Source organism: Oscillatoria salina IIICB1 (assembly GCF_020144665.1).
Classification (GTDB): Bacteria; Cyanobacteriota; Cyanobacteriia; order Cyanobacteriales; family SIO1D9; genus IIICB1.
In genome coordinates, this window is the sequence record NZ_JAAHBQ010000079.1 from 1 (window position 1) to 24,552 (window position 24,552).

Annotated in this window: 26 protein-coding genes; 16 read left to right on the forward strand and 10 right to left on the reverse strand. The window is 40.8% G+C overall.

Annotation, left to right across the window (positions count from 1 at the left end; genetic code table 11):
- The first annotated feature begins 291 nt into the window (after positions 1-291).
- Positions 292-1,350 (forward strand): potassium channel family protein, encoded by a 1,059-nt coding sequence (locus tag G3T18_RS20135; protein ID WP_224412380.1) that lies wholly within the window; start codon positions 292-294, stop codon positions 1,348-1,350.
- 379 nt (positions 1,351-1,729) lie between these two features.
- Positions 1,730-2,404, forward strand: a complete 675-nt coding sequence (locus tag G3T18_RS20140; RefSeq protein WP_224412381.1) for a response regulator transcription factor — start codon at positions 1,730-1,732, stop codon at positions 2,402-2,404.
- A gap of 106 nt (positions 2,405-2,510) precedes the next feature.
- Here the strand turns inward: G3T18_RS20140 and G3T18_RS20145 are convergent, their stop codons facing one another.
- The 3 genes from G3T18_RS20145 to G3T18_RS20155 all read right to left on the reverse strand — a co-directional run bounded on the left by G3T18_RS20145 (position 2,511) and on the right by G3T18_RS20155 (position 4,217).
- A complete protein-coding gene (locus tag G3T18_RS20145; protein WP_224412382.1) occupies positions 2,511-2,849 on the reverse strand; it encodes a (2Fe-2S) ferredoxin domain-containing protein in 339 nt (112 codons plus the stop codon).
- Positions 2,850-2,910: 61 nt separating this feature from the next.
- Positions 2,911-3,396: a molybdenum cofactor biosynthesis protein MoaE gene (locus G3T18_RS20150; RefSeq protein WP_224412383.1), complete on the reverse strand. Its 486-nt coding sequence runs from the start codon at positions 3,394-3,396 to the stop codon at positions 2,911-2,913.
- 92 nt (positions 3,397-3,488) lie between these two features.
- The gene (locus G3T18_RS20155; RefSeq protein WP_224412384.1) at positions 3,489-4,217 is read right to left on the reverse strand and encodes a Uma2 family endonuclease; all 729 of its coding nucleotides are present in this window, start codon (positions 4,215-4,217) and stop codon (positions 3,489-3,491) included.
- 669 nt (positions 4,218-4,886) lie between these two features.
- On the opposite strand from G3T18_RS20155, the gene G3T18_RS20160 reads away from it, so the two are divergent.
- The 3 genes from G3T18_RS20160 to puuE all read left to right on the forward strand — a co-directional run bounded on the left by G3T18_RS20160 (position 4,887) and on the right by puuE (position 8,443).
- A complete protein-coding gene (locus tag G3T18_RS20160; protein ID WP_224412385.1) occupies positions 4,887-6,500 on the forward strand; it encodes a mechanosensitive ion channel family protein in 1,614 nt (537 codons plus the stop codon).
- Positions 6,501-6,735: 235 nt separating this feature from the next.
- Positions 6,736-7,434, forward strand: a complete 699-nt coding sequence (locus G3T18_RS20165; RefSeq protein ID WP_224412386.1) for a GntR family transcriptional regulator — start codon at positions 6,736-6,738, stop codon at positions 7,432-7,434.
- A gap of 91 nt (positions 7,435-7,525) precedes the next feature.
- The gene (puuE, locus tag G3T18_RS20170; RefSeq protein WP_224412387.1) at positions 7,526-8,443 is read left to right on the forward strand and encodes an allantoinase PuuE; all 918 of its coding nucleotides are present in this window, start codon (positions 7,526-7,528) and stop codon (positions 8,441-8,443) included.
- Positions 8,444-8,789: 346 nt separating this feature from the next.
- On the opposite strand, the gene G3T18_RS20175 is transcribed toward puuE, so the two are convergent.
- Positions 8,790-9,200, reverse strand: a complete 411-nt coding sequence (locus tag G3T18_RS20175) for an allophanate hydrolase-related protein (RefSeq protein ID WP_224412388.1) — start codon at positions 9,198-9,200, stop codon at positions 8,790-8,792.
- A gap of 248 nt (positions 9,201-9,448) precedes the next feature.
- Here G3T18_RS20175 and G3T18_RS20180 point away from each other — a divergent pair, with 248 nt between their 5' ends.
- The 5 genes from G3T18_RS20180 to G3T18_RS20200 all read left to right on the forward strand — a co-directional run bounded on the left by G3T18_RS20180 (position 9,449) and on the right by G3T18_RS20200 (position 14,998).
- A complete protein-coding gene (locus tag G3T18_RS20180) occupies positions 9,449-10,696 on the forward strand; it encodes a Zn-dependent hydrolase (protein ID WP_224412389.1) in 1,248 nt (415 codons plus the stop codon).
- Positions 10,697-10,852: 156 nt separating this feature from the next.
- A complete protein-coding gene (locus tag G3T18_RS20185) occupies positions 10,853-11,488 on the forward strand; it encodes an exopolysaccharide biosynthesis protein (protein WP_224412390.1) in 636 nt (211 codons plus the stop codon).
- An 11-nt stretch (positions 11,489-11,499) separates the two neighbouring features.
- Entirely contained in the window at positions 11,500-12,105 is a 606-nt protein-coding gene (locus tag G3T18_RS20190) for a DedA family protein (protein ID WP_224412391.1), read from the forward strand.
- Positions 12,106-12,108: 3 nt separating this feature from the next.
- Positions 12,109-14,703, forward strand: coding sequence for a pentapeptide repeat-containing protein (locus G3T18_RS20195; RefSeq protein ID WP_224412392.1), 2,595 nt, complete (start codon positions 12,109-12,111; stop codon positions 14,701-14,703).
- A gap of 19 nt (positions 14,704-14,722) precedes the next feature.
- On the forward strand, positions 14,723-14,998 hold the full coding sequence (locus G3T18_RS20200; protein WP_224412393.1) for a hypothetical protein: 276 nt from the start codon (positions 14,723-14,725) through the stop codon (positions 14,996-14,998).
- Positions 14,999-15,071: 73 nt separating this feature from the next.
- On the opposite strand, the gene G3T18_RS20205 is transcribed toward G3T18_RS20200, so the two are convergent.
- The 3 genes from G3T18_RS20205 to parS all read right to left on the reverse strand — a co-directional run bounded on the left by G3T18_RS20205 (position 15,072) and on the right by parS (position 17,006).
- Positions 15,072-15,878 carry a class I SAM-dependent methyltransferase gene (locus G3T18_RS20205; protein WP_224412394.1) on the reverse strand — a complete coding sequence of 269 codons (807 nt, stop codon included), beginning with the start codon at positions 15,876-15,878 and terminating at the stop codon, positions 15,072-15,074.
- Positions 15,879-16,110: 232 nt separating this feature from the next.
- A complete protein-coding gene (locus tag G3T18_RS20210) occupies positions 16,111-16,563 on the reverse strand; it encodes an RES family NAD+ phosphorylase (RefSeq protein WP_224412395.1) in 453 nt (150 codons plus the stop codon).
- Complete coding sequence (parS, locus tag G3T18_RS20215) at positions 16,560-17,006, reverse strand: type II RES/Xre toxin-antitoxin system antitoxin (RefSeq protein WP_224412396.1); 447 nt, start codon at positions 17,004-17,006, stop codon at positions 16,560-16,562. The genes G3T18_RS20210 and parS overlap by 4 nt, the downstream gene beginning before the upstream one ends.
- Positions 17,007-17,354: 348 nt before the next feature.
- On the opposite strand from parS, the gene larB reads away from it, so the two are divergent.
- On the forward strand, positions 17,355-18,140 hold the full coding sequence (gene larB / locus G3T18_RS20220; protein ID WP_224412397.1) for a nickel pincer cofactor biosynthesis protein LarB: 786 nt from the start codon (positions 17,355-17,357) through the stop codon (positions 18,138-18,140).
- A 21-nt stretch (positions 18,141-18,161) separates the two neighbouring features.
- On the opposite strand, the gene G3T18_RS20225 is transcribed toward larB, so the two are convergent.
- Positions 18,162-18,911 (reverse strand): pentapeptide repeat-containing protein, encoded by a 750-nt coding sequence (locus G3T18_RS20225; RefSeq protein ID WP_224412398.1) that lies wholly within the window; start codon positions 18,909-18,911, stop codon positions 18,162-18,164.
- Positions 18,912-19,114: 203 nt separating this feature from the next.
- Between G3T18_RS20225 and G3T18_RS20230 the strand changes: the two genes are divergently transcribed.
- Both G3T18_RS20230 and G3T18_RS20235 read left to right on the forward strand, forming a co-directional pair.
- Entirely contained in the window at positions 19,115-20,065 is a 951-nt protein-coding gene (locus G3T18_RS20230) for a cation diffusion facilitator family transporter (protein WP_224412399.1), read from the forward strand.
- 42 nt (positions 20,066-20,107) lie between these two features.
- Entirely contained in the window at positions 20,108-21,001 is an 894-nt protein-coding gene (locus G3T18_RS20235) for an RpnC/YadD family protein (protein WP_224412400.1), read from the forward strand.
- A gap of 118 nt (positions 21,002-21,119) precedes the next feature.
- On the opposite strand, the gene G3T18_RS20240 is transcribed toward G3T18_RS20235, so the two are convergent.
- Positions 21,120-21,353 carry a hypothetical protein gene (locus tag G3T18_RS20240; protein WP_224412401.1) on the reverse strand — a complete coding sequence of 78 codons (234 nt, stop codon included), beginning with the start codon at positions 21,351-21,353 and terminating at the stop codon, positions 21,120-21,122.
- 557 nt (positions 21,354-21,910) lie between these two features.
- Here G3T18_RS20240 and G3T18_RS20245 point away from each other — a divergent pair.
- The gene (locus G3T18_RS20245) at positions 21,911-22,327 is read left to right on the forward strand and encodes a hypothetical protein (RefSeq protein WP_224412402.1); all 417 of its coding nucleotides are present in this window, start codon (positions 21,911-21,913) and stop codon (positions 22,325-22,327) included.
- A 486-nt stretch (positions 22,328-22,813) separates the two neighbouring features.
- Entirely contained in the window at positions 22,814-23,092 is a 279-nt protein-coding gene (locus G3T18_RS20250) for a hypothetical protein (RefSeq protein WP_224412403.1), read from the forward strand.
- A gap of 97 nt (positions 23,093-23,189) precedes the next feature.
- Here G3T18_RS20250 and G3T18_RS20255 read toward each other — a convergent pair whose 3' ends face one another.
- Positions 23,190-24,113 (reverse strand): ATP adenylyltransferase family protein, encoded by a 924-nt coding sequence (locus G3T18_RS20255; protein WP_224412404.1) that lies wholly within the window; start codon positions 24,111-24,113, stop codon positions 23,190-23,192.
- Between the two features lie 183 nt (positions 24,114-24,296).
- Between G3T18_RS20255 and G3T18_RS20260 the strand changes: the two genes are divergently transcribed.
- A partial coding sequence (locus G3T18_RS20260; protein ID WP_224412405.1) for a DUF3181 family protein occupies positions 24,297-24,552 on the forward strand: 256 nt, incomplete at its 3' end.

Genomic DNA, 24,552 nt, shown 5'->3' on the forward strand with positions numbered 1-24,552 from the left:
CGAGTGGGATAATCTTCTGGATGAGCAAGGTCATAGCTAGCTGATTAGCTCACCTGGTAGGCTATGAAAATTTCAGCTTGTAATTTCAGCTTGTAATTTCAGCTTGTAATTTTTTTAACCTACCAAGGGTTAAGCTAAGTTGAGTGACATCACTCAATATGATTTTGTGTCACATCTAATACTACACCTGTAACATTAAAGGCTAAGTGAGTGATGGATGAGTGAAACCTGCTTACTCAGTCAACAGAAAAGCCAAAGTCCTTACAGATAAAGAGTTAAGCAGGTGAGATTGTGCATCAAAGAAAGTATCAAAGACTCAGACAAGAGTTAATTGCAGGTGGTGCGGGGTTAGCTGGGGTTTTCCTCATGGGAACCCTTTGGTACTGGTTAGTCGAACAATGGTCGTGGTCTGAAGCAGCATACATGACGATCATCACCTTGTCTACCGTTGGCTTTAGCGAAGTTCACCCCCTCGACGAGCGATCGCGCATTTTTACCATTTTCCTCATTTTGATGGGTATTGTTACCATTGGCTATATCGTCAATCGCTTTACAGAAGCCCTCATTCAAGGCTACTTTCAAGAAGGAATTCGGATGAGGCAACAGCGACGCTTGATTGATACGCTATCAGAACATTATATTCTTTGTGGGTTTGGACGCATGGGTCGTTATATCGCCCTAGAGTTTCAATCGGAAAATATCCCCTTTGTGGTGGTAGACTCTCAGGTAGAACAAATCGAAGAAGCACAAAATTTGGGTTTCGTTGTCGTCCAAGGAGATGCTACCCTTGACGAATTTTTGTTAAAAGCTGGGATCGAACGAGCAATTTGTTTAGTAGCTGCGTTGGGTTCGGATGCGGAAAATCTTTATACAATTTTGTCTGCGAAAACCTTAAATCGAGAAATTCGCGCGATCGCTCGCGCTAGCACTGAAGAAGCGGTACAAAAGTTACAACGAGCAGGCGCAGATGTGGTCGTTTCCCCTTATATTACAGGTGGGAAGAGATTAGCTGCTGCCGCTCTCAGACCCCAAGTAATGGATTTTGTTGATGGTATTCTTGCAGGTAGTAACAATTCATTCTACATGGAAGAATTTCGCCTCGACCCCGATATTTGTCCTTATGTAGGACAAACTTTAAGCGAAGCTAGACTGCGATCGCAAAGTGGTGCTTTAGTCTTAGCTATTCGTCGCGCTGATGGTAATCTTATTGGCGGTCCGACTGGTGAAACTCACTTACGATCTGGAGATTTACTCATCTGTATGGGAACCGCAGATCAATTACGCACCCTTAACCGTCTCCTCGGTCCCATTAGTTCCCGCTTCCCTCGTACCCCCAAAGGAGGAAAATAGGGACTGGGGACTGGGGACTGGGGTTTTCAGTGACCAGTTATCAGTTATCAGTTGTCAGTTATCAGTCCTGATTGGGGACAAGGGAGATGGAGAAGATGGGGAAGATGGGGAAGACTTGGAGGAATTAGGGAATAAACTGGTAACTGATAACTGTTCGTTGGGGACTGGGGACTGGGGACTGGGGACTGGGAAGACTTGGAGGACTTGAGGGAATTAGAGTATAAACTGATAACTGATAACTGGTCACTGTTCACTGGAAACAATCTTACTCCGACGCAAATCAGTAGTAATAATTAATCGCCAATCCCCAATCACCAATCCCCAATTACCAATCCCTAATCCCCAGTCCCCAGTCCCCAACCCCTAATCCCCAACAACCATGAACGCTCATATCTTAGTTGTCGAAGACGAAGTAAAACTAGCTCAATTTATCGAGTTAGAACTAAAATACGAAGGCTATCAAGTTAGCGTTGCTCATGATGGATTAACGGGTATCGAAACAGCTAGACAATCTACTCCCGATTTAATTATTTTAGATTGGATGTTACCCGGAGTTTCTGGTTTAGAAATTTGCCGCAGGTTACGCACCACTGGAGTTAAAATACCAATTATCTTATTAACTGCGAAAGATGAAATCAGCGATCGCGTGGCTGGTTTGGATGCTGGTGCTGATGATTATGTGGTTAAACCTTTTAGCGTGGAAGAGTTACTCGCACGGGTTAGAGCGCATTTGCGACGTACTACCGAAGAAGATAGCCATTTGATGCAATTTTCCGACTTAAGGTTAAATCGTAGCAGTCGAGAAGTGCATCGGGATTCGCGCGCGATCGAACTCACTGCTAAAGAATTCGATCTCCTTGAATATCTTATCTCTCATCCTCGCCAAGTCCTTAGCCGCGACCAAATTTTAGAACGAGTTTGGGGTTACGATTTTATGGGCGACTCGAATATCATTGAAGTTTATATTCGCTATCTACGTCTCAAACTCGAAGCAAATGGCGAAAAACGTTTAATTCAAACCGTGCGTGGTGTTGGTTACGTCTTGCGCGAATAATTATCTTTAGTTCCTAGCTCTAGAAATACTCAAAAAATGACAAGCGTTTTTTCCTATTTTCTTCCAGAACGACATAACTAAACAAAACTAAATTCTTCACCACTAATTAATAAAAACTATAACTCCGATGAATACGAGGATTTAATTTTTCTTCTACTATTTTACCCTCATGCAAATGTTGTTCGACAATCTTTTTAACATCAGAAGATTTTACCCGACAATACCAGGTTTCTTCAGGTAAAATTCTCACCGTCGTGGCAATACTACACTGTCCCTGACAACCTACAGGTTTAACAATAACATCTTCTGGCAAATCTGCCGCTTCAAACGCCGCCAGCACATCTGGGGAACCTGCTGCTCGACAAGAAGTATTTTGACATACCAAAACACAGCGTTTTCTTTCTTGACAATCTTCATCAATTATGCTGTTTGAAAAATCTCTCAACAATAAATATTACTCAACTAAATTGCTAACTACCAAACTCATAAATATTTATTTCTCCATCCTAACAAATAGCATTGTTTTCCTCACAAGCACCAATACTAACCCAATTACTCGAACCATCAGCCCAATGTTCTTTTTTCCAAATTGGTGCATTATGTTTTAAAGTATCGATCGCATAACGACACGCAGCAAAAGCTTCTCCGCGATGAGGACAACCCACCGCAACTAAAACACTAATCTCACCAATTTGTAAGCGTCCAATCCGATGATGAATAACCACGCGGTTAGTATCAGGATATTGTTGACGAAGATCGGCAGCAATTTTTTTGAAGACTTCTAAAGCCATTGGTTCATAAGCTTGATATTCTAAATAAACAACAGGCTTACCATCAGTTTGATTGCGTACCGTACCGCTCATAACTACAATTGCACCATTAGCAGCGTCATCCGCCAAACGATAGACTTCATCTAAAGATAAAGAGGCAAAAGTAATCGCCAAATTATCGTTAATATTAGTTTCAGTAGCTAGGGGAGCAAAGTTAATCATTTTGTTACAGAATTCAACTAATTTGATTGCGTTGTAAATCAATAAAGTAGAGAATGAAAGGTGAAAGCGCACTCTCTCATTCTCTACTTTTTTCATTCCTCTGGTTCAATTCCCGCAGCCCTTAGTTGTGCAGCCAAACGTTCCGCACGTTGTCTTTCTCGTTGAGCATTTTCGCGTTCTCGTTGAGCTAATTCAGACCCCCACAACAACAACTCTCCCTCTCGATTCCACCACCGCAACCAATAGCCAGTACGATTTTCTCGCGTTCCTTCCCATATTCCTAGAAATAACTCCATTTCTCCAATCCAATAGCGTCTATTATCATCGGGATTTTGCAATTGATACCGTCCAGAACTATCAAGTTGATATACTTCTAAATCGCCATTATTAGGTTGAAAAATAGCATAATTAGAAACTCGTAAAATTTGTTCGTAGAAAAACCACTTACCAGGAGGATAAGTAGGTTTAGTCGAATATTCGCTCCCTTCAGGATCGGAAAGAAACTCCATCACAATTACTGGAATTTCTCCTTGCAATTGTGGCGTGTAACTGCGAATCACTTCTTCTCTGGGTACGCTAATACTTCTAACATAAGCCCAATCGGGAGCTTTAACAACAATTCTGCCATTGACTGTCGCACAAATGCCGTAATTAGTTGGTGCAAGAGCGTTAGCTGGTAATCTACCAGCAAGTTCTAAACTTTCAGTCAGAGCGGCGGCTAATGGAGGCTGATTAATATTATCCACTGGATCGTCTGGTAAAATGTAATCTTCGGGTAGTTTTTCCCAAGTAATTTGATTAGGTGCTATTTGAACTGACATTGCTTACCTAGATTTAATTATCTGTCAATTTTTGTATTTGCTCTATTAATATTCTAGACTAAATATATAGTTTTGCTTAACAAGTTTGCTAAATAAATTCCAACTTTCAATTTTACCTAATCTTCAAATGTTCAAATGGTTCTCCTCGATCTTAGAGAAGTTAAAGAAATATTTTTTGTCACTACAATTGGCATATTTACTTAGGTCAACTTAGGTTGAATAGCAAGAGGCAATAACTAACAATCCATTGTTTTGCTCAAACAATTTTTTGGGGGGACGAGCAACGAAAAGCTTTTCCAGGAAAGGGTTTAGGTAATAAGTCTTACTGACGAGACAGAATATCAACGATACTTGACAAATTTACTAATTAGGTAAGCAGCGAAAATAATTTCCTACCTTTCCTACCTTTCCTACCTTTATTAGTAAATTCATTAAAGAAATATTACGAAATCTAGCCAAACCAAGAAAGACAATATAATATTATGTTGCAACCAAATGGTAAATAGACTGGGAGGAGACTGAAAAAAATCAGCCGCCGCTATTAAAAATAAAAAGCGATCGCTACAAATACAATAGCTGATAAAATTTAGCTGAAGAAGCTGGAGTTTGCTAGCCTGACATCAATTCCAGCAAATGAAGTAATAATCTTGCAAAGTCAAACGAACGAAAATGACGAATATTACTAACTTTCCGGACTTCTTAACATTAGGATTAGTTTTCACGTCTTTAAATGATTTTCAAACTTTCCTAACTGACTTAGGGATCACGATAGTAGTTGTCGTTGTCCTCTACATTCTCTGCTTTTATGTATTGCGTTTCTGGCTACGTCAACTATCAACTGATTTACCGTTAGTTACCTTAAATGTATCTCGATTTCCAGTGGTGGCGATCGCCTTAGCAGTTGGCATTAAAATATCGCTGGGTACTCTGCCATCAGAAAACCAGTTTCCCGTTTTGCAAAAAGTGCTGTCGGCTTTCATCGTAGTTATAGGCACTTACTGGTTTGCCAAAATAATTACCGAAGTGCTTATCTACTTTTTGAAAGATTACGCCGAAAAATCAGAGGCGATGTGGGACGATGTGGTAGTGCCAATCTTAGCTACTACGCTGCCAGTGATTATTTACCTAGTAGGTGGTTTACTAGCTTTACAATCACTGGGTATCGATCTGACTGGGCTTTGGGTAGCGTTTGGTGGGGCTACATTTGTATTAGGTTTTGCCTTGAAGGATATCTTAGCCAACTTTTTTAGTGGGTTAGTATTATTAATTGACACTCCTTTCCGGTTTGGCGATGTAATTTCTCTTCCCAATGGTTCCATAGCAGTAATCAAGAATATTGGGTTGCGCGTGACCAATTTATATCTTATTGATACTCATAGTGAGATGTATATCCCTAATGGGGCATTAGAAGGTCAGCAAATTGTTAATTTAAGTCGTCCCACTTCCCATTATTACTACACGGTGAGCATTCCCTTACAAACAGATGTCGATCCGACGCGGGCGATCAAAATAATGGAAAACGTAGTTTTAGCTCATCCAGATACTTTGGGAGATATTGACAAAAAACTGGAGATGCTTGACCGTTTTTATGGATTTTCTGGTACTGGCGTCAGAGAAGATCAAAAGAGAGAAAATGGACGGCAACGTTTATTAGCAGAAAAACAAGTCAACCTCAAGCTACGAAAAATTGAACAAGAGTTTGAACTGTTATCGGAAAAAATTTCTCATTTAGAAAAAGGTGGCTTAGATTTTAGTGAAATTAGCACCATTCGCGGCGACTATTTAGAAATCTGCGAACAGATGGGTTTAGAAATGCACACAGAACGACTTTGGGGTAAACGGAAACGTTCTTGGTTAGAAGAAGCACAGGGAAATGCGATTGATGATTCGCTGCTCGGTTTAATTAGACACTGGTATCTGGCATGGGAAAAAGATCCGGATTTAATGAAAGAAGATCGGATTATTTTGCCCAAAGAATGGGAGCAAAAGATGGATTTGCTGAAGATAAAAATGAATAAGTTGTTCAAGATTATGACTGAACCATCGGGACAAGAAACGAGACTGGACGATTATGTAGAAAATATGCGTCTCTGGTTATCAGAAAGTTTCAAAAGCTCTCGTAATGAGTGGCAAGATCCCAAAGTATGGGCAGATAAGGATTCAGTGGTTAAATTCTACGTTGACGACATTAAGTTAGAACACTGCGAACGAGGGAACCGGATTAAGAGTGAAGTACGTCGAGAGATGATTTGGCACTTAAGACAAGCTTATCTCTACAAGTAAACTACTCAGACTTGTTTGCCTTAATTTAACTAAGTTAATTGCTAGAGAATGGAAGTCAGATTGTTAGTCAGACTTCCATTTTTAATGAGCAAAGTAGAAAGTAAATTGCAGATGAGGAGTAATTGCTGATGAGTTTCAAAGTATATTGGCTTCGACATAGACTCCCCAAGTCCCCGCAAAAAGTTAAAATTGAAAAGCTAGAAATTCCCCAAAACAAAGGGTAAGGAGTATTATTTTGCCCCTGTCTCCGCGATCGCTCCAGCGAAATCAATCTTTACAGGAGCAAGCATACCAAGCAATTCGCACTGCAATCCTTTCAGGTGAACTAACTTCCGGACAACGGTTAGTGGAAACTCATCTTGCCAAAAAACTACAGGTTAGTCGAACCCCAATCCGAGAAGCAATCCGGCAGCTACAACATGAAGAGTTAGTCACCATCGATGCCAATAATGTGCTAAGAGTAGCTAAATTTTCTCCTCACGATGCCGCCCAGTTGTATGATTGTCGTTTAGCCTTAGAGCAACTTGCTGTAGCAGAAGCTTGTCAAAATGCCACTGATTCACAACTCAAACAACTCGATCGCCTGGTAATGCAAGCAGAAAAACTTAGTCACAGCAAGCCTTCTCAACTAACTAATTTTCAGCTTTTGGATCTCGACTACCGCTTTCACCGTCTCTTGGCTGAAAGTTCGGGGAATTTGTGGCTCAGGTCTTTGCTGGATCGGGTTTTTGATAAAATGATCCTGATTAGAATTCAAACGATTCAAAGTAACCCAGATGTGCTAGAAATTCGTGCCGAACATCGCCGCATTTATGAAGTGATTGCTCAAAGATCGCCGGAAACGGCAGTAGAAGCCATCAAAGACCATTTGCTAGCCGCGAAAGCACGAGTTATCCAGGAAATGGAAAATATTCAGCAAGAAAATTGTTCTTAGCAATACTTTGTTAGTTGTTTTGGGCTGATAAAATGCCGACAAGCTAATAAGTGCGATCGCACTTGTCCTTGATTAACTGGTTACATTTGTCATGATGTCTGCTCCTTATCCCCGGGATTTGATTGGTTACGGAAGGAATCCGATCGATCCCCAATTTCCCGGTAATGCTCGGCTTGCCCTACAATTTGTGATTAATTACGAAGAAGGTGGGGAAAACTGCGTCTTACACGGAGACATGGCTTCCGAAGCATTTCTCTCGGAAATTATCGGCGCAAAGCCCTTACCTGGGATGCGACACATGAATATTGAGTCGATGTACGAATACGGCAGTAGGGCTGGCTTTTGGCGGCTACATCGCTTATTCACCGAGCGGAATATACCCGTTACCGTCTATGGAGTTGCAATGGCTTTAGAGCGCAATCCAGAAGCTGTAGCTGCCATGATTGAATCAGACTGGGAAATTGCTTCTCATGGCTACCGTTGGATTGACTATCAATATTTACCAGAAGCAATTGAGCGCGAACATATCCAAAAGGCGATCGCCATTCACACTCAAGTTACAGGTAATCGTCCTCTCGGCTGGTACACTGGACGCAACAGCCCGAATACTCGTCGTTTGGTGGTCGAAGTTGGAGGCTTTCTTTACGACTCCGATAGCTACGCTGATGACTTACCCTACTGGGTATACGAACAATCTCGCCCTCACCTCGTCATTCCCTACACTCTCGACAACAACGATATGCGTTTCGCCACCAATCAAGGATTTAACTGCGGGGATCAGTTTTTTACCTATCTGCGCGATGCTTTTGATCTCTTGTATGCCGAAGGAGAAACCGCACCCAAAATGATGAGCGTGGGGTTACACTGTCGTTTAGTCGGTAGACCTGGACGCACCGCTTCTCTAGCTCGCTTCCTCGATTATGTACAGCAGCGATCGCGTGTCTGGATCTGTCGTCGGATCGATCTTGCTCGCCATTGGCATCAAAACCATTATCCACAAGGGAATTAGGGATTGGGGACTGGGGACTGGGGACTGGGGACTGGGGACTGGGGACTGGGGACTGGTGATTGGGGACTGGGGACTGGGGACTGGGGACTGGGGACTGGGGACTGGGGATTAGGGACTGGGGACTGGGGACTGGGGACTGGTGATTGGTGATTGGTGATTGGTAAGACAAGGAAAAAAGGGGATTAGGGATTGGGGACTGGTGATTGGGGACTGGGGACTGGTGATTGGTGATTGGTGATTGGTAAGACAAGGAAAAATTGTCGGATCAATAAACTGTAATGCTGCTAACTGTTAACTGGTGTAGAGACGTTGCATTTTAGTCTCTACATACCCTAATCCCCAATCCCTAATCCCTAATCCCCAATCCCTCCTTATAAGCAGCCCAACCGCCGTAGTCAGAAATATCGAGCCAATTGTACTTTTCTACCAACTCGCGAGGATAAAGCATCGCCGTCAAAACCTCTCCATCTTCCAGCACTACATCACCCGGATACATATTTGGTGGTTCCGTGGAAACCAGATGCTCGTATTGCTCTGAGGTTAGTTCGTATACTTCGCCAGGAATGCTAATTCCTCCCTCCTCAACTTGGTATATCGCCGGATGCCAGCCTTCTGCGGCTGCGTGAAGACGATATAGAGGGCGAGTTTGCGCTTTTTTGATAAATTTAGCCGATTGCAGATTTCCGTGGTCTGGTTGACCTTTTAGTGCCGAACCGCAGATGAAAACTCGCTTGCAATTTGCCTTTGTTGTGGTCATCTTAAGTCTGTCTGAGAATAATTTTGCCAAAGATAAATAATTAGTGTACTCTAGATTCCAGATTTTTGTATACAGTATACAATTTTTGCGAAAGCAAAACGTCAAAGTATCTTGAAAGTATCTTTAGTGACGAATGTGACCGCTTCTGGGGCAAAACTTCCTTTAAAGTTGATTAAAATCTGAGAAACGAATAACTTTTCTCAACGATAGGCAAAATCGCAACATTATCAAAACTGAAGAGATTTTCGATGGTAACTGGCTTAATTTCCACAATTTTAGTTAATCAAGAGCGGCTGCAACAGAGTATAGAAACTTTGGCAGAAATTGGTCAAACTCCCCAAGGTGGAGTACAGCGCCTTGCTTATAGCTTAGAAGATCTTCAAGCTCGTCACCTAATTCAAGGCTGGATGAAAGAAGCCGGAATGAGCGTGAGAATAGACGCGGCGGGTAATATTATTGGTAGGTATCCGGGGAAATTTCCCGAAATGCCTGCTTTAGCTACAGGTTCTCACATTGATACGGTTCCTAACGGGGGACGTTATGATGGTGCTTATGGAGTTTTAGCTGCACTGGAGATCGCACGAGTTTTCCAAGAGCGACAAATTCAACTGAATCATCCTTTTGAGGCGATCGCCTTTACGGATGAAGAAGGTAGTATGATTGGCAGTAAGGCTATATCGGGAAGATTAGTTAACGATCCCGCGTACTACGTTCGTCCTGATGGTACGAATATTGAGAGTTGTTTAGCGAAAGTTGGTGGTAACTGGGATTGTATTGAACGAGCGCGATTGACTTCTAAGGAAATTGCGGCTTTTGTGGAGTTGCACGTTGAGCAAGGTCCGGTGCTAGAATCAGCAGGTAAGCAAATTGGTGTGGTTCAAGGAATTGTCGGTCAACGAAGATATAAGATTACCGTCAAAGGAAGTCCGAGACACGCGGGGACGACTCCAATGAATATGCGTCAAGATGCTTTAGTTGCAGCCTCTCAGGTGGTTTTAGCTGTGAATGAGCTAGCTAATAGTTCCGGAGAACAAGTAGCTACGGTAGGAGCGATGCAGGTTTCACCCAATGCAGCGAATACAATTCCTGGTTTGGTGGAGATGGAGTTAGATATTCGCGATTTGTCGAGTCAACGCTTGGATGAACTAATTTTACAGTTAGAGGAGAATTTGGTGGCGATCGCCACTAACACTCACACGGAAATTCAAATTCATCCCCGTCTACGCAACGAACCAGCTTTAGCGAAAACGGAAATTCAAAACACAATCGCCGAAATTTGTCAAGACTTCAACTTAACTTATTTGCACCTACCAAGTCGTGCTAGTCACGATGCTCAAGAAATTGCTACTTTTACTGATATGGGGATGATTTTTGTCCCCAGCAAGGGAGGAGTTAGCCACGCAGAAACCGAATATACTTCAGTGGAGCAATGTACTCAAGGAGCTAATGTTTTGCTGCACGCTTTACTCCGGTTAGATCGATATTATCAGAGCTAATTGGTTCGTTTAGTGAGGCGATCGCTAAGATAAAATCGCAAAACATCTTAACGCGATCGCTCCATAGAGACAATCCTATCGCGACAATCGCGTCGTTGTCTTTGGGTGCTATAGTTATCAGTCTGGCAATAATTTTTCAACTAATCTAAAACCAAAATGGCGAAAAAACTTTCTCAGGAACTAGAACGGTATTTTTTTCAAGAAGAAAGACAAACTTATGTCAAATTAGGCGATATTTTCTCTTTAGCTGGAGAGCGTCTATTTGGCTTTTTATTCGTAATTTTGGCTTTACCTTCAGCTTTACCAATTCCTGCACCAGGTTACTCAATTCCGTTTGGAATTTTAATATTTCTCCTAGCAATTCAACTGGTTGCTGGTCGTCAGCGTCCTTGGCTACCAACAAAAATGATGAATCGTTCAATGACTATATCACAAGCGCAAGGTTTTGTCAAAGCTGGCATACCTTGGTTAAAGAGGATCGAAGCAATCGCGCGTCCCCGGATGAGTTATCTTTGTGCTAGTTTTCCTGGTAGAGTTATTATCGGCATCGCGATCGCCTTAATGTCAATTTCCATGATGATTCCCATTCCCTTAACCAACACCTTACCTGCGATAGGTATTTTTGTCACTGGTTTTGGTTTACTAGAAGATGATGGCGCAATTAGCCTAGGCGGTTTAATTGTTTGTTTGCTGGGAGGAATTCTCACCTGTCTAATTTTAATTTTAGGTCTAGAAGTAGTCGAAGCGTTCCTCGATTTTCTGAAAAACTGGCTTGGTAGTATAATTTCTTAATTTTTACACTAATGGTTGAATGGATAACTAATACTATTACTACATTGGGGTATGGAGGAATAGCTTTATTAATGTTAGTAGAAAACCTCTTTCCCCCCATTCCTTCTGAAGTAATTATGCCCCTCGCCGGGTTTGTAGTTGCTAGGGGAGAAATGAGTTTTGTTCCAGTAATTTTAGCTGGAGTTGTCGGTAGTATGATCGGCGCTTTACCTTGGTATTACGCTGGAAAAATTTATAGTAAAAGACGTATTTCTCGTTTAGCTGACAAATACGGTAAGTGGTTTGCTATCTCTGGAGAAGACATCGAAAAAGCCGATAGATGGTTTAAGAAATACGGAAGAAAAGCTGTATTTTACGGGCGCATGGTTCCTGGAATTCGCACCGTAATTTCTCTCCCGGCGGGAATTAACAATATGAACATGGCGTCATTTTTAGTTTATACTTTACTTGGCTCTAGCTTGTGGGTATTACTACTAACTCTGTCTGGATATATTCTCGGAGAAAATTATTATTTAGTGGAAGAATACATTGGTTATTTTTCCTTAGCTGTAGTAATTATTGTAGTAACAAGTATAATTGTTTGGTTGGTGAAAAAGCGTCAGGGAAAAGGTAAATAATTGATGATAAATAGCAAATTTATCACCACCGAACCTTTAGTTAATAGTGGAGAAGCCGGAGAAAAAATTGTTTGGGAAGCCATCCAAACCGCCTTTGCAGACAGAGAATGTCTTGGCTATTGGCGTTATCCTATTTTCGATCGCGTGGGGAAATTTCGCAAAGAACCAGATATCTTAATTAGCGATCGCCAGCTAGGATTGATTATTATCGAAGTAAAATCAATCACCATCAACCAAATTGTCACCATTATCGGACATCGCTGGCAATATCGCAACTTCTACACCCCAAGCGGAAACCCTTACCAGCAAGCAGAAAACCAGCTATTCGCCTTACTCGGTTATACAAAAATCGAACCCAGTCTACAGCAACAAGTCACTGGGAGAGTAGCGATCGCGCTACCCCAAATTACCACAAAACAGTGGCAAGAAAAAAATTTTCACAAATTACCCACCTCTCCCCCAATAATTTTTCGCAACCATCTCCGTTTATCCGCTTCCAGTAGTGGTTTTCTCCTCCAACAAATTCAACAAATCACACCACTTAGCCAAGGAAACCCACTCTCTCCCCAACAATGGCAATTACTATTAGCAATCTTAGGCGGAACCAAACTATATTCTCAACCCACACACCGAGTTTTAGCCCACAGTAAAAGTCGCGGAAAAACCCTCCAAAAACTTCGCCAACACATCTCCCAACTTGACTGGGAACAAGAAAGAATTGCCAAACAAATACCACCAGGACCCCAAAGAATTCGCGGCATCGCCGGTTCGGGAAAAACCGTCCTCCTCTGTCAAAAAGCTGCCCATATTCATCTCAAACATCCCGAATGGAAAATTGCCCTCGTTTTCTTTTCTCGCAGTCTTTATCACCCAATTTTAGAACAACTAGATAAGTGGTTGCGTCGCTTCAGTAACAACCAAATAAAATACGATTCCAATAATCAACAATTACAGGTACTTCACGCCTGGGGCGCAAAAAATCAACCTGGGTTATATAGCCTTCTTTGTCAAGCAACAAAAGTACCTCGTCAAACCGTACAAGATACCGAAAGCAAACAACCCAATGAAGCCTTAGCCGAAGTTTGTTTTCGCCTCCTCACACAAACAACCATTCCCCAAATTTATGATGCCATTCTCATCGACGAAGGACAAGATTTAATTGTCGATAATTGGAAATACGAAAACAAACAACCTTTTTATTGGTTAGCCTACCAAGCCTTACGCCCAGCCAAGCTCACCCAACCCGAACAAAAACGGCTTATTTGGGCATACGATGAAGTGCAAAGTTTAGCCAGTTTTAGCATCCCCAGCGCCAGCGAACTATTCGGCGAAAACTTAGGACATTTAGTTACTGGAAAATATCCGGGGGGCATCAAAAAAAGCGAAATTCTGTCTTGTTGCTATCGAACTCCTCAACCTATTTTAACCGCAGCCCATGCAATTAGTATGGGATTACTACGTCCGGGAGGAATGCTAACCGGAATTACTCGCCGCGAAGACTGGCAAGCCATTGGTTATCAAGTCACAGGACGTTTTTTAACTAACCAAAAAATCACCATCAAACGCCCTCCCGAAAACTCTCCTAACCCCATGCCTCAATTATGGCAAAATAATTTAATTGAATTTAAAACTTACCCTACTCGCCAACAAGAATTAAGTGCTTTAGCCGACCAAATAATTTATAATTTCAGATACGATGGCTTGCGTCCCAGTCGAGAAATTTTAGTCATTATTTTAGGTAATTTTTTCGAGGCGACACAACTAGAAACTCACGTCGCTAAATTTTTATTGAACCACGAAATAGACATATTTATTCCCGGAAATTCTGATTGTAATATTATCAAAACTGACCGAGAAAAACGCAATCCCAATCAATTTTGGTGTGAAGGTTGTGTCACCGTTTCTCGCATCCACCGCGCCAAAGGAAACGAAGCCGATATGGTTTATATTGTCGGCTTAGATAATCTTGCTAAAGACGAAAATAACTTACATTTACGCAATCAATTATTTATTGCTTTAACTAGGGCGCGAGGTTGGGTAAACTTAAGTGGAATTGAAAGCTATCCTTTTTATCAAGAAATGCAACAAGTTATTGACAGTGGCGATACATTTACCTTTATTTTTCGCCGTCCTCCCCGCAGAGAAATTAGCCTTACCGACGCAAGCGAATTACTAAAAAGATATGCGGCTGGTGGCAGAAATTTCCAAAACGCTGATTTGAATAATGCTAACCTCACCTCAGCCAATTTATGCGAAGCAAATTTAATTGGTGCAAGCCTGAAAAATGCTAAATTAAGTTATGCAAATTTAGCCCAAGCTAAATTAGTAATCGCGGATTTAAGTTATGCTAATCTTATTCACGCTAGCTTACAAAAAGCTAAATTAATGGGGGCAAATCTCCAAAATGCTCAATTATTTTCGGCTGATTTAACTCGCGCCAATTTAAGTAATAGTGACTTAAGAAATGCTATCTTAATCGGCGTAAATTTCCAAGGAGCAAACCTAAGTTATGCTGACTTACGCGGCGCAGATTTAACCGACGCAAACCTCGATAATGCTGATTTAACCGAGACAATTATGCCAGAAATATTAACTTAATTTTAGCTGAAAATAGCACATGGATGAATATATTTACGATGGAGAAAATGAAAGTTTACAAAAAATCCTTGAACTTTCAGAGGAAAAAGTTAAAATTATCTGTCATAAGTGTAAAAATGAGTTATTAATATTACATAATTGGCGTGATTCGCTTAAATATAATAAGCGACCTGGTATTTATTGGCCTATTAATGAAAAACATCTATGTATATGGTTTATAATGTCAGATAGACGTGAAGAACTCTGGCGAAGATTTTATCAACGGCAAGAGGAGCGAAAAAACGAAAATTACTAATAAGAGTAGCTGAGGTTAATTAATAACTCAAACTACTCAAAAAACCTTTCTTAATTCATTTATAAAAATTGGCTTATTTTTCTGGACAAGATAATAGGACTATTGTACCTGTATGTAGCTTACTTTGTAAAAACAACGGTGAGGAAGAAGAAATTTTTTCTACAGCCTGAATTACAGGACGAGGTAGAATTTTTAATAAACTTGACATTTTCATATATCCAGAAGTTAATGGATTATTAAATAATTGGATTTTTTGAACAGTTAATCCCGCTTGATGCGCTAAAGAATAAACTTCATCTAAATGTAATAAGAATATATGTCCATCGGAGTCAGGTTTGAACTGTATGCTTTCAAATTGGCTAGGATCTTGACAGTCGGAAAACTTAGGTAAACGATTTCTAATATACTCTCCGTTGGGTGTACTCATGATAATATAGCCACCAGGCTTTACCAGAGTGCTAATTTTTTTCAAGAAATCATCTGGATGAGCAACGTGTTCAATAACTTCAAGAATTAAAATAATATCAAAACTATCTGGGAAATCTAGCGTAAAAACATTTCCTGGAGCAAAGTTAATTGTACCCTTCTCCCACTTAAGTTTTACATAGTCGATTAATTCTGAGCGAAGGTCGTTCCAAGTAACTATATATCCTAATTCTGCTAAGGCTAAACTAAAATTTCCTTGGGCAGCAGCTACATCTAAAATTTTAGCTCCTGGTGGAGCAACTTGTTGAACAAAACTCAAAGTATGCTGGAATCGATTAGTGTAAGCATAAGCATATCCAAGATTACTTAAATCACCATAAATTTCTAGTAAATCGTATTTATAGCTATAATTCCAGCTTTCTAACCAATCAGATTGGGGAGTAATCTTTTTCATCTGTAAAAGAATTATTTTTTATTCTACTTAGACGAGTTTTCCAGAGGACTAAGCCTGCTTATATGATAATCTATTTAATAAGCAAATATTCAATTTTCAGAAAGCTAATTAAACTTTTCCAAAAAATAAAACTGGTAACACTTGATTGCTTAAACAAGTAGTTAATTTAACCTTTTGAGCGATCTTGGTTACTTTGGTTAAAGGCGATCGCTGGGTTGCACGAACCTGTAACCTAAACTAACAAGAAAGGCTGGGGCGGATAAATACGTATCCGCGCGAAATCCTTATGCTGGGGGTTGATTAAGTAGTTACTCTCAACGGGGATAATCGCTGAAGGAACGATCAAAACAGCCGATCGCCGCGCTTGATACCACTCTAAGCCAATCTTGGTTAAAATTGAAGGTGCAAACGTGGCACGCCAATTAGCGGGTAACTTAGTTTTGTCAACTCTTTCAATTTGCAGATCGTCAGGAAGTTCGATCGCGATCGCCACATACAAATCTCTCGCATCGATGATTTCCATCGGAAAAAACGTTTCTAGTGCTGCTAAGGAAAGCGTAGCTGAGGCATAAACTATTTTCATCCCTTGAGAATGCCAACGACCTCCACGTCGCCGACAACCTTCGCCACTAAAAGCACGAGGCGCTTGTTTTTTCTGGGATATGCGCCAGATTGTTCTACTCAACTGTACACCCCATACTCAATTTTATCGAGCAATTCGTCTACTTTTTGGGTTCCTGCATCGGTATCTAGTAACTCTAACGGAGTTGCTTCTGCTAAAGCCCGATTTGGTCTGTTGAGCCAATTCTTCGCCGTTTCGCTATCCTCAAAAACAGCGATCGCGCGTGCAATAATTCTCGCAAGACGATAAAGTCGATCTGATTCGGTAACATCCAAAGGTTTACTACTTTTCTTACGACGGGAAATAGTCCTTTCTGAAGTTCCTAGCAAAGTGGCTATCTGTACTTTAGAAAGCCCAGAATACTCCGCTACTCGCTCTGCTGCATCCGTCTGTAAACCCTGACGGACAATTTCCACCATCTCTAACGCTGATTGTTGCTGATTTTCGCCGGAATAGGGTATTTTTTCAATCCCCAAAATTTCATAAAGAATATCTTTGCCAGACATCCTGACATCCACTCACAGTCATGTGTCTTAAATCTTACCCTAACTCGGACACTAAGCTATATTGTTTTCCAAGTCGATCTCAATTAATTTATCTGACTGGCGACACTAACCTGAATCTGCTTATCGAAAACGCGATTTTTTCGTCCTCGCGAGCTCTTTTTTAGCGATCGCCGGCTGGATGTGGTGCAATACCAAATCTTACAGTCTTCCCTAACCACTCCCCAGTTGGTTGAAAATTTGGTTTGGGACAGTAGCGATCCTCGGAGGAGTGCTTCCGATAGTAGCATTAGTGTTATAAAGCTAAATAAATTTTGCTAGGTATAAAGAGGGGAGTAAAATTAAACAAAGATGACTCAACCTGAAGCGATAAAATTGTTGTTAGAAGCTGTGGCTGCTGGTGGAGTTAGCCCAGAAGATGCGCAAGAAAAGTTGAAATATTTGGCTTTTGAACCTGTGGGTGATTTTGCTAAAGTTGACCATCATCGTCAATTGAGAACGGGTTTTCCGGAAGTAATTTGGGGTCCTGGCAAGACTGTGGAGCAAATTGCTGGGATAATCGAGGTGATGCGATCGCGATCGCCTCTGGTGATGGCGACTCGGATCGAAGCGAAGGTTTACGAACAACTGAAAGATAAGGTGGCTGGTTTAGAATATTATCCGGTTCCGCGCATTTGTGCTTTGGGTAGTCCAGCCCAACCAAAGCAACATCAAGGGACTATTACTATTTTAACTGCTGGGACTGCTGATATCCCGGTTGCTGAGGAAGCTGCTTTGACAGCAGAGTTTTGTGGTTTCACTGTACAACGTCTGTGGGATGTTGGTGTTGCTGGTATTCAGCGTTTACTCAACAACCGTCACGTCATCGCCCAAGCAGATGTTTTAATTGTAGTTGCTGGTATGGAAGGAGCTTTACCTAGCGTGGTTGCGGGAATGGCTGACTGTCCGACGATCGCCGTTCCTACCAGCGTAGGCTATGGCGCTAGTTTTGGTGGTATCGCACCCCTCTTGACAATGCTCAATTCTTGTGCTGCTGGAATCGGAGTAGTGAATATCGATAATGGTTTTGGTGCAGCGATTTTAGCAGGACAAATTCTGCGTACAGCCCAAAAGTTGCGATCGCGTTCCTCTGATTAATTTTACCTCAGCGCGATCGCTTTATTGTACAGTTGTGCTAGGCAATTCATTAACACCAACCGCACCATCGAGAGTAGTATCAATTAAATTAGCTCCGGCTAATTCTGCGCCGCTCAAATTAGCATAACTTAAGTTAGCATTAGCTAAGTTAGCATTAGCTAAATTCGTATCAATTAGTTGGGCGCTCCCTAATTCTGCACCACTCAAATCAGCATAACTTAAGTTAGCATTTAACAAGTTACTACCTCTAAGATTAGCATTAGTTAGTACAGCATCGCTCATTTGAGTGCGACGCAAATCGGTTCCTCTCAAATTAGCACCGCTCAAGTTTGCACCGTTTAATTCGCTCATAGCGATGCTGACTCCTGCTAATTCAGCATTTCTTAGAGAAGCTCCTTCTAAGTTAGTTAAACTTAAATCCGATCCTTGGAGATAAGCTTGGTTTAAATTAGCCCATTGTAAGTTAGCAAAACTTAAATTTGCGCCGAGCATATCTGTTTTACTGAGATTAGCTTGGCTTAAATTAGCATTGACTAAATTTGCATCTACTAAAGTGGCAGCTTGCAAATTAGCACCGCTTAAATTAGCACCTTGTAAATTGGCTTCTCTTAAATTCATACCTGCTAAATTAGCATTAGTTAGATCGCAGCTTTGACACTGATTAGTTTCCCTCAATTGTTGTAAGTGTTGAGGATTTTCGGCATGAGCTGATGTAGTAATACTAATAGTAGCTACTAAAGCTGTAGCAGCAAGTAAAATATTGTTTTTCATGATTGATTTTCCTCACGATCCTATTAACTATCTTGCCAAATATTTAGCTAAATTTCTTCTTCCTGAAGAAACATTTTCGGCTAGAATTAAGGGATTAGGTTAAATTTTAACTAGACCAGAGATAGAGGCGAGATCGCACCTGTGACTATGGGGAGAAGATCGGCTAACCTCGTAATTGGTAAAAAACAATCGGGAAGCAGCAGATGGACTTAGGAGCAAGTAAGAAAACAATCTTAGTAGCGATCGCCGCGAACTTCGCGATCGCCATTACTAAATTTATCGTTGCCAGTATCGGTGGCAGTTCGGCTATGCTATCAGAAGGAATACATTCTTTGGTAGATACGGGAAACGAGCTATTATTGCTATTAGGTTTGCGTCGCAGTAAAAAACCCGCCGATGAAAGCCATCCCTTCGGCTACGGACAAGAATTATACTTTTGGACATTAATTGTGGCGATCGGGATTTTTGCGATCGGTGGTGGAATGTCAATTTATGAAGGGATTACTCACATTCAAAATCCTAGTCCTTTAGAAAATCCCAATTGGAATTATCTGGTACTCGGTTTTGCCGCGATCGTCGAAGGTTATTCTTGGATGGTAGCCTTACAAGAATTTCGAGCGCAAAAAGGCGAAAAAGATTTTTGGCAAGCGGTATTTGACAGTAAAGATCCGACAGTTTTAACAGTTTTATTTGAAGATTCTGCCGCCCTTTTAGGTTTATTTGTCGCTTTCTGGGGCGTGTTTTTGGGACATACTTTTGATAATCCTTATTTTGACGGAGTTGCTTCAATTATTATTGGCATAATTTTGGCAACAGTTGCTTTCGTTTTAGGTACAGAAAGTAAAGGATTATTAGTTGGTGAAGGCGCAGATCCTCAAACAGTAAATAACATTCGCGTCTTAACCACCAGCGATCCGGCGGTAGAAGCAGTACAAAGGCTGTTAACCCTACATTTTGGACCCAAAGAAATATTACTCAACTTAGATATTCAATTTTGCGATAATTTGTCAACCGAAGAAGTAGCTAGTGCAGTAGAAAGAATCGAAAAGCTAATCCGCGATCGCTATCCGGAAATTAAGAACATTTTCATCGAAGCTAAATCTTTAAGTATGGGTCGTCATAGTGAGAAAATAGCTGAATCAGTAGAAAAATAATTAATTTTTAGACTAACAACTAGCTCAGAGACTCCAAATCAAATGACTCGACAAGCTCACGACCAATTTGCCAAACAATATTTAGAAGAGTTATTATCGCTAGTAGGTCAGGTGGAAACCAGTCGCGACGTACCCAGCGAAGTTCGCCAAATTGACGTTTGGTTTGTCCCCACAGAGCCACAAAATGCTCAAGCTGAAATGTTAGGATTACTAGGAAAAATAGCAGCAAATGCTTGTTTATTAGAACCTTTTCGCAATCCACCGACTCCAGTGGAAGTGCGTAATTGCTTACTCAAATTATACTCTTTACACGGAGAGTTATTACGCCAAGCCAGACGAGAGGGAAACTCTTTAGCAGAGGTAAATTTACCGCTTTTATGGATTCTCTCCCCCTCGGCTTCAACCAGGCTAATCAATGGCTTTAAAGCGGAACTTAATTCAGAGGAAAACTGGACAGAAGGCGTGTATTTTTTCCCAAATTTATTCAAAACAGCCATAGTCGCCATTAACCAGTTACCTGTCAATCAAGATACCCTCTGGTTGCGCGTTTTAGGGCGTGGGACAACCCAAAAACAAGCAATCAATCAATTAATCGCCCTTCCCGCCGAAAATCCGTTGCGAAGGAACATTTTAGAGCTTTTAGCTAACTGGCGAATTAACCTAGAAATTAGGCAAAATTTAGATAGCGAAGACGATCGGGAGTTAATTATGAACTTATCACCAGCTTATCAACAATGGCGAGAAGCCACTTTACTTGAAGGAAGAGAAGAGGGACAACGCTTGATGGTAGAAAACTTGCTCGAAGGGCGATTTGGAAGCTTAGATGAGCAGTTATCTCAAATTATTGAGCCGATGATGCAGCTACCTCCCAGAGAGCGCATTCAATTGTTGCTTAATTTGTCTCGTGAGGAACTTTTGACAAGGTTTAGAGGATGATTTTAACGGCGATCAATTTGTGGATAGATAGTAGAGAATGTCTCGCCTAATTTATTAGTTTGAGGTGGGCGATTTTTCTCGACTGGTTAAAGCACTCGATCGCCCAAAATACACACAATTACTTTTCATAACAGCGATAAGCTGCTTCGGAAAGCAAGTGAGAAATTTCTGCTTCTCCGCGTTGGTGAAATAAATCTGCTAAGGCGTTAAAAATTACAAAGTCAGAGATTCCTTTCGCCTCTAAATCTAAAATAGCTCTCCTCGTTTCTAGCCAAGCTTGTCTTTCGGAAAGAGGAGAGTTTTTAACTGATTTTAGCTCGGGATTGTTTGATTTTGAGGTATTGGTAGTCATTAGATCTCAAGTTGGTGACTGAAGTTAGCTTAACTTAACTGAACAAATTAGCCATCTGTCAATTTATTGATTTGCTACTATTGATAATAGGCGATCGCTGACGATCCAACTTTCCGATCCCGGTTCGATCCATTTCGGTAAATCCAGCTTTCGGTGCGATCGCGTTTTACCTAAACTACTAAACTACTTCCACTTTGCTACAACCATAAGGATTATGCTGATAAAATGTTAATTCGAGAGGCTTGAATAAATGAAATAATTCTATTTGACAAGTGTCATCAAAAGATTTCATATTGTTTAAGTGAAATTTGAGCAAGTAAAAAGCATTACTGGTGAGAGTGGCTATGAAATTTTATTGCGAAAAATTTACTCTCTAAATTAATTTTATCAAAAATAATTTATTTGCCCAAGGATAATTGTTAAAGAATAAACTTAATTTGGGAATTCCCCAGCTTGTTTTTATCGACTGGTAGTTAATGTTACCAAGAAATGCAAAAGTTTTCGTTACAATTGTAGTGTATCGGTAAGAATAATCTTTTTGCTAAAGAATTAAAAGGATGAAAGTGCCAGCTAAACCAGGAATAAGTTGCAAAAGTAACAATTATGTGGAACCGATAAAGGTAGTCGAGAAAGATAGCATAGAAGCGCAAATTTTTCAAGTGCCGCAGGGCTATCGAGTGGTTATTAATAGCCCTAATTTTTATTGGCATCCGGGAATTTTCTGGAGTTTAACACTCCTTGAAGAATGGCTAATTTTGCAATTAGAAAGATTAGAAGCAAGTCTTCCTTTGGGTGGAGATTGGTTAATGCTGGAAGGAGATTTTGATAGTAATGAGTTTTATCGAGGTTGGTTTATTTACGATGGAGGACAAGTTTGGCAAGGCTACGATCCGTTAACTAATCGTTGTTATACTGGCTCGAATCTTAGGGAAATAAAAAACAAAATAGATCGCTTGGAAGCCGAACGTTGGTAATTCAAGGTTTTGACTTTTGCTGATAACTTACCCCAGTTTAAGTAACTTTATTAGACTTATACCAGTTCTTCAAAGTTAAGCTAGAACTGTTTAATTTTTCCCCCTTTAAATTCAATGTAGCAGAAATCAAGAAAATTGACTTCTTTATTGAAAATGATTCCTTAAACCGGGTGTTGGCTGGGAGGGTTCGAGTAAGATCGGCTTTTTGGGGCAAGAGTAGTGTTAACCGTACCTAAAAAGGGGGATTTTGTTCGGGAAACCACATTGACTTGGGTAGACATATATAGTCAAAATTTGCTGTATACTAAGAAATGTCAAAATCCTGCCAAACATTTTTTAATTTCCGAGGAAATTTTCCAGGCTTTTAAAAGCTAGGTAAAATCGGGAATCATTGATTGGTAACTCTGCCAGTTATGGGCGATTTCAGGTAAGACTCAAAAGTCGCATTTACAAACTCTCGTCAAACCACGTATTTAGAGGAAAAACATGAAAAAACTCGTACTCCTGTTAACTGCTTTTGCGATCGCTGGTTCTGTTTCTCTTACTGGTTGCGCCCCAGCAGCTACAGATACCGAAGAAGTTACTCCTGAAGTAGAAAATACTACTCCTGCGGGTGAAGATGCTGCGGAAACCAAAGAAGAAGTGAAAACTGAGGAAGATGCTGCGGAAACCAAAGAAGAAGTGAAAATTGAGGAAGAACCTGGCGCAGTTGAGGAAGAACCTGGCGCAGTTGAAGAAACTGAGACTCCTGCTGAAGGAAATTAATAGCTTAAGAAAAGTCGCGGTCGAATGGGCTAGCAAAGTTAAATTGCTAGGGTTTAATTAACTTGGGTGAGGCGACTGCTTCACCCAGAAAAAGCAATTATTTAAGAACAGATTTTCCTGAGCGAGCAACATTTGCCAAAATAGTTAAAGGACCGCGCTCTTTGACTATTTTTCTTTGTTCATCGTTACGCACGAATAGCGAACCAGCAAAACCTAACGAGTTAACAGAAATTGAGTGAAAATGTTCTTGCGATCGCGCAATCAATAACATCCATTCACGAGTAAAAAGCAGATTATATGCTCCCGATAACCGATCGCTATCAACTTCTTGATGAAGCAAGTTAACTGCACGTAATAAATCATGATAACATTCTAAGCTAGAAATACCAGCTTGGGCGGGAGATTCTCCCCAACTAGGATCGAGTTTCATTAGTCCGTGAAGGAAAGAAAATTGGGGTATTGTACCGATAGTATCGGAAAACTCAGCCGCCGCGATCGCGGGAGCGATGGGTATCTTCTCCCCTTCAGAAATAAGCGGTAAAGGAATTAACTGTAAATGCTTGTGGGGTTGACTAGCACCTGCGATCGCGCCACCATTATAAAAAGCTAAACCATCAATTTCTCTCAGCACTGTCCAAATTGCCTGAAAATCATTTAAGTTGAGTAAATTGTCCTGTGACTCAAACTCGCGAGTAACGATCAGTAAATGATGGTCAACTACATTAAACTTATTTAATAAACACAAATGTGTCTCGGAAAGATCGCTAACAAATAAATCTTCTTCATAAGGAAGAAAAGGATTTTTTTTCGATTTTTTTTCCTGTGGTTGCTGTTTTTTCGCTTCATCCTTACGAACCAAGTTAGCAACCGATCTTACCACAAAATTAATTCCGCGATCGCCAATCAACTCATATTCAGTCGCGATCGAGTGAAGTGCGCCACAATTGAGAGCATATTCAGTTTGCTGTGTTACCTTGTTCCATAGAGTACCTGGTTCTAACAGCAATTTTGATTTCGTCATTGGTTCTTCCTGGAAAATTATCAAAAATTAAGGGTTGAATGATTAGGGAATGGGTAAATTACCCAGTCTCCAGATTTAGTCAGAAGTGAGAACTGAGTCAAGAGTGCAAATCTCTCCTAAGTTCAATTAAATCAATTGGGCGATCGCAGTAACATGGTCAGCAAGTGAAGTAAATTGATTCTTATGGTTAAAGCTAGCACGACTGAAGCGATCGAAGCTTTAGCAGCAGAAATCGGCGAAAATGTCTATCTAGATCTCGCTAACTGGCATCTTTATCTTTCAGATGCTCATTTAGCCTGGGCTGTAGCCGAACAAATCTATCCCATGTCACTCGAGCATAGTCTCGATGAAAGTAAAGTAGTCCAAATTTTAGCGAAAATTCAAGTATCTTTAGGTGGAGGCAAAGAAAATATACCTTTAATCAACCTCATACCTACTA

Excerpts from the sequence above, each read along its gene's own strand:
- G3T18_RS20140 (WP_224412381.1), top strand. The coding sequence starts at position 1,730 with ATGAACGCTCATATCTTAGTTGTCGAAGACGAAGTAAAACTAGCTCAA.
- G3T18_RS20150 (WP_224412383.1), bottom strand. The coding sequence starts at position 3,396 with ATGATTAACTTTGCTCCCCTAGCTACTGAAACTAATATTAACGATAAT.
- G3T18_RS20155 (WP_224412384.1), bottom strand. The coding sequence starts at position 4,217 with ATGTCAGTTCAAATAGCACCTAATCAAATTACTTGGGAAAAACTACCC.
- G3T18_RS20160 (WP_224412385.1), top strand. The coding sequence starts at position 4,887 with ATGACGAATATTACTAACTTTCCGGACTTCTTAACATTAGGATTAGTT.
- puuE (WP_224412387.1), top strand. The coding sequence starts at position 7,526 with ATGATGTCTGCTCCTTATCCCCGGGATTTGATTGGTTACGGAAGGAAT.
- G3T18_RS20175 (WP_224412388.1), bottom strand. The coding sequence starts at position 9,200 with ATGACCACAACAAAGGCAAATTGCAAGCGAGTTTTCATCTGCGGTTCG.
- G3T18_RS20180 (WP_224412389.1), top strand. The coding sequence starts at position 9,449 with ATGGTAACTGGCTTAATTTCCACAATTTTAGTTAATCAAGAGCGGCTG.
- G3T18_RS20185 (WP_224412390.1), top strand. The coding sequence starts at position 10,853 with ATGGCGAAAAAACTTTCTCAGGAACTAGAACGGTATTTTTTTCAAGAA.
- G3T18_RS20190 (WP_224412391.1), top strand. The coding sequence starts at position 11,500 with ATGGTTGAATGGATAACTAATACTATTACTACATTGGGGTATGGAGGA.
- G3T18_RS20195 (WP_224412392.1), top strand. The coding sequence starts at position 12,109 with ATGATAAATAGCAAATTTATCACCACCGAACCTTTAGTTAATAGTGGA.
- G3T18_RS20200 (WP_224412393.1), top strand. The coding sequence starts at position 14,723 with ATGGATGAATATATTTACGATGGAGAAAATGAAAGTTTACAAAAAATC.
- G3T18_RS20205 (WP_224412394.1), bottom strand. The coding sequence starts at position 15,878 with ATGAAAAAGATTACTCCCCAATCTGATTGGTTAGAAAGCTGGAATTAT.
- parS (WP_224412396.1), bottom strand. The coding sequence starts at position 17,006 with ATGTCTGGCAAAGATATTCTTTATGAAATTTTGGGGATTGAAAAAATA.
- larB (WP_224412397.1), top strand. The coding sequence starts at position 17,355 with ATGACTCAACCTGAAGCGATAAAATTGTTGTTAGAAGCTGTGGCTGCT.
- G3T18_RS20225 (WP_224412398.1), bottom strand. The coding sequence starts at position 18,911 with ATGAAAAACAATATTTTACTTGCTGCTACAGCTTTAGTAGCTACTATT.
- G3T18_RS20230 (WP_224412399.1), top strand. The coding sequence starts at position 19,115 with ATGGACTTAGGAGCAAGTAAGAAAACAATCTTAGTAGCGATCGCCGCG.
- G3T18_RS20235 (WP_224412400.1), top strand. The coding sequence starts at position 20,108 with ATGACTCGACAAGCTCACGACCAATTTGCCAAACAATATTTAGAAGAG.
- G3T18_RS20240 (WP_224412401.1), bottom strand. The coding sequence starts at position 21,353 with ATGACTACCAATACCTCAAAATCAAACAATCCCGAGCTAAAATCAGTT.
- G3T18_RS20245 (WP_224412402.1), top strand. The coding sequence starts at position 21,911 with ATGAAAGTGCCAGCTAAACCAGGAATAAGTTGCAAAAGTAACAATTAT.
- G3T18_RS20250 (WP_224412403.1), top strand. The coding sequence starts at position 22,814 with ATGAAAAAACTCGTACTCCTGTTAACTGCTTTTGCGATCGCTGGTTCT.
- G3T18_RS20255 (WP_224412404.1), bottom strand. The coding sequence starts at position 24,113 with ATGACGAAATCAAAATTGCTGTTAGAACCAGGTACTCTATGGAACAAG.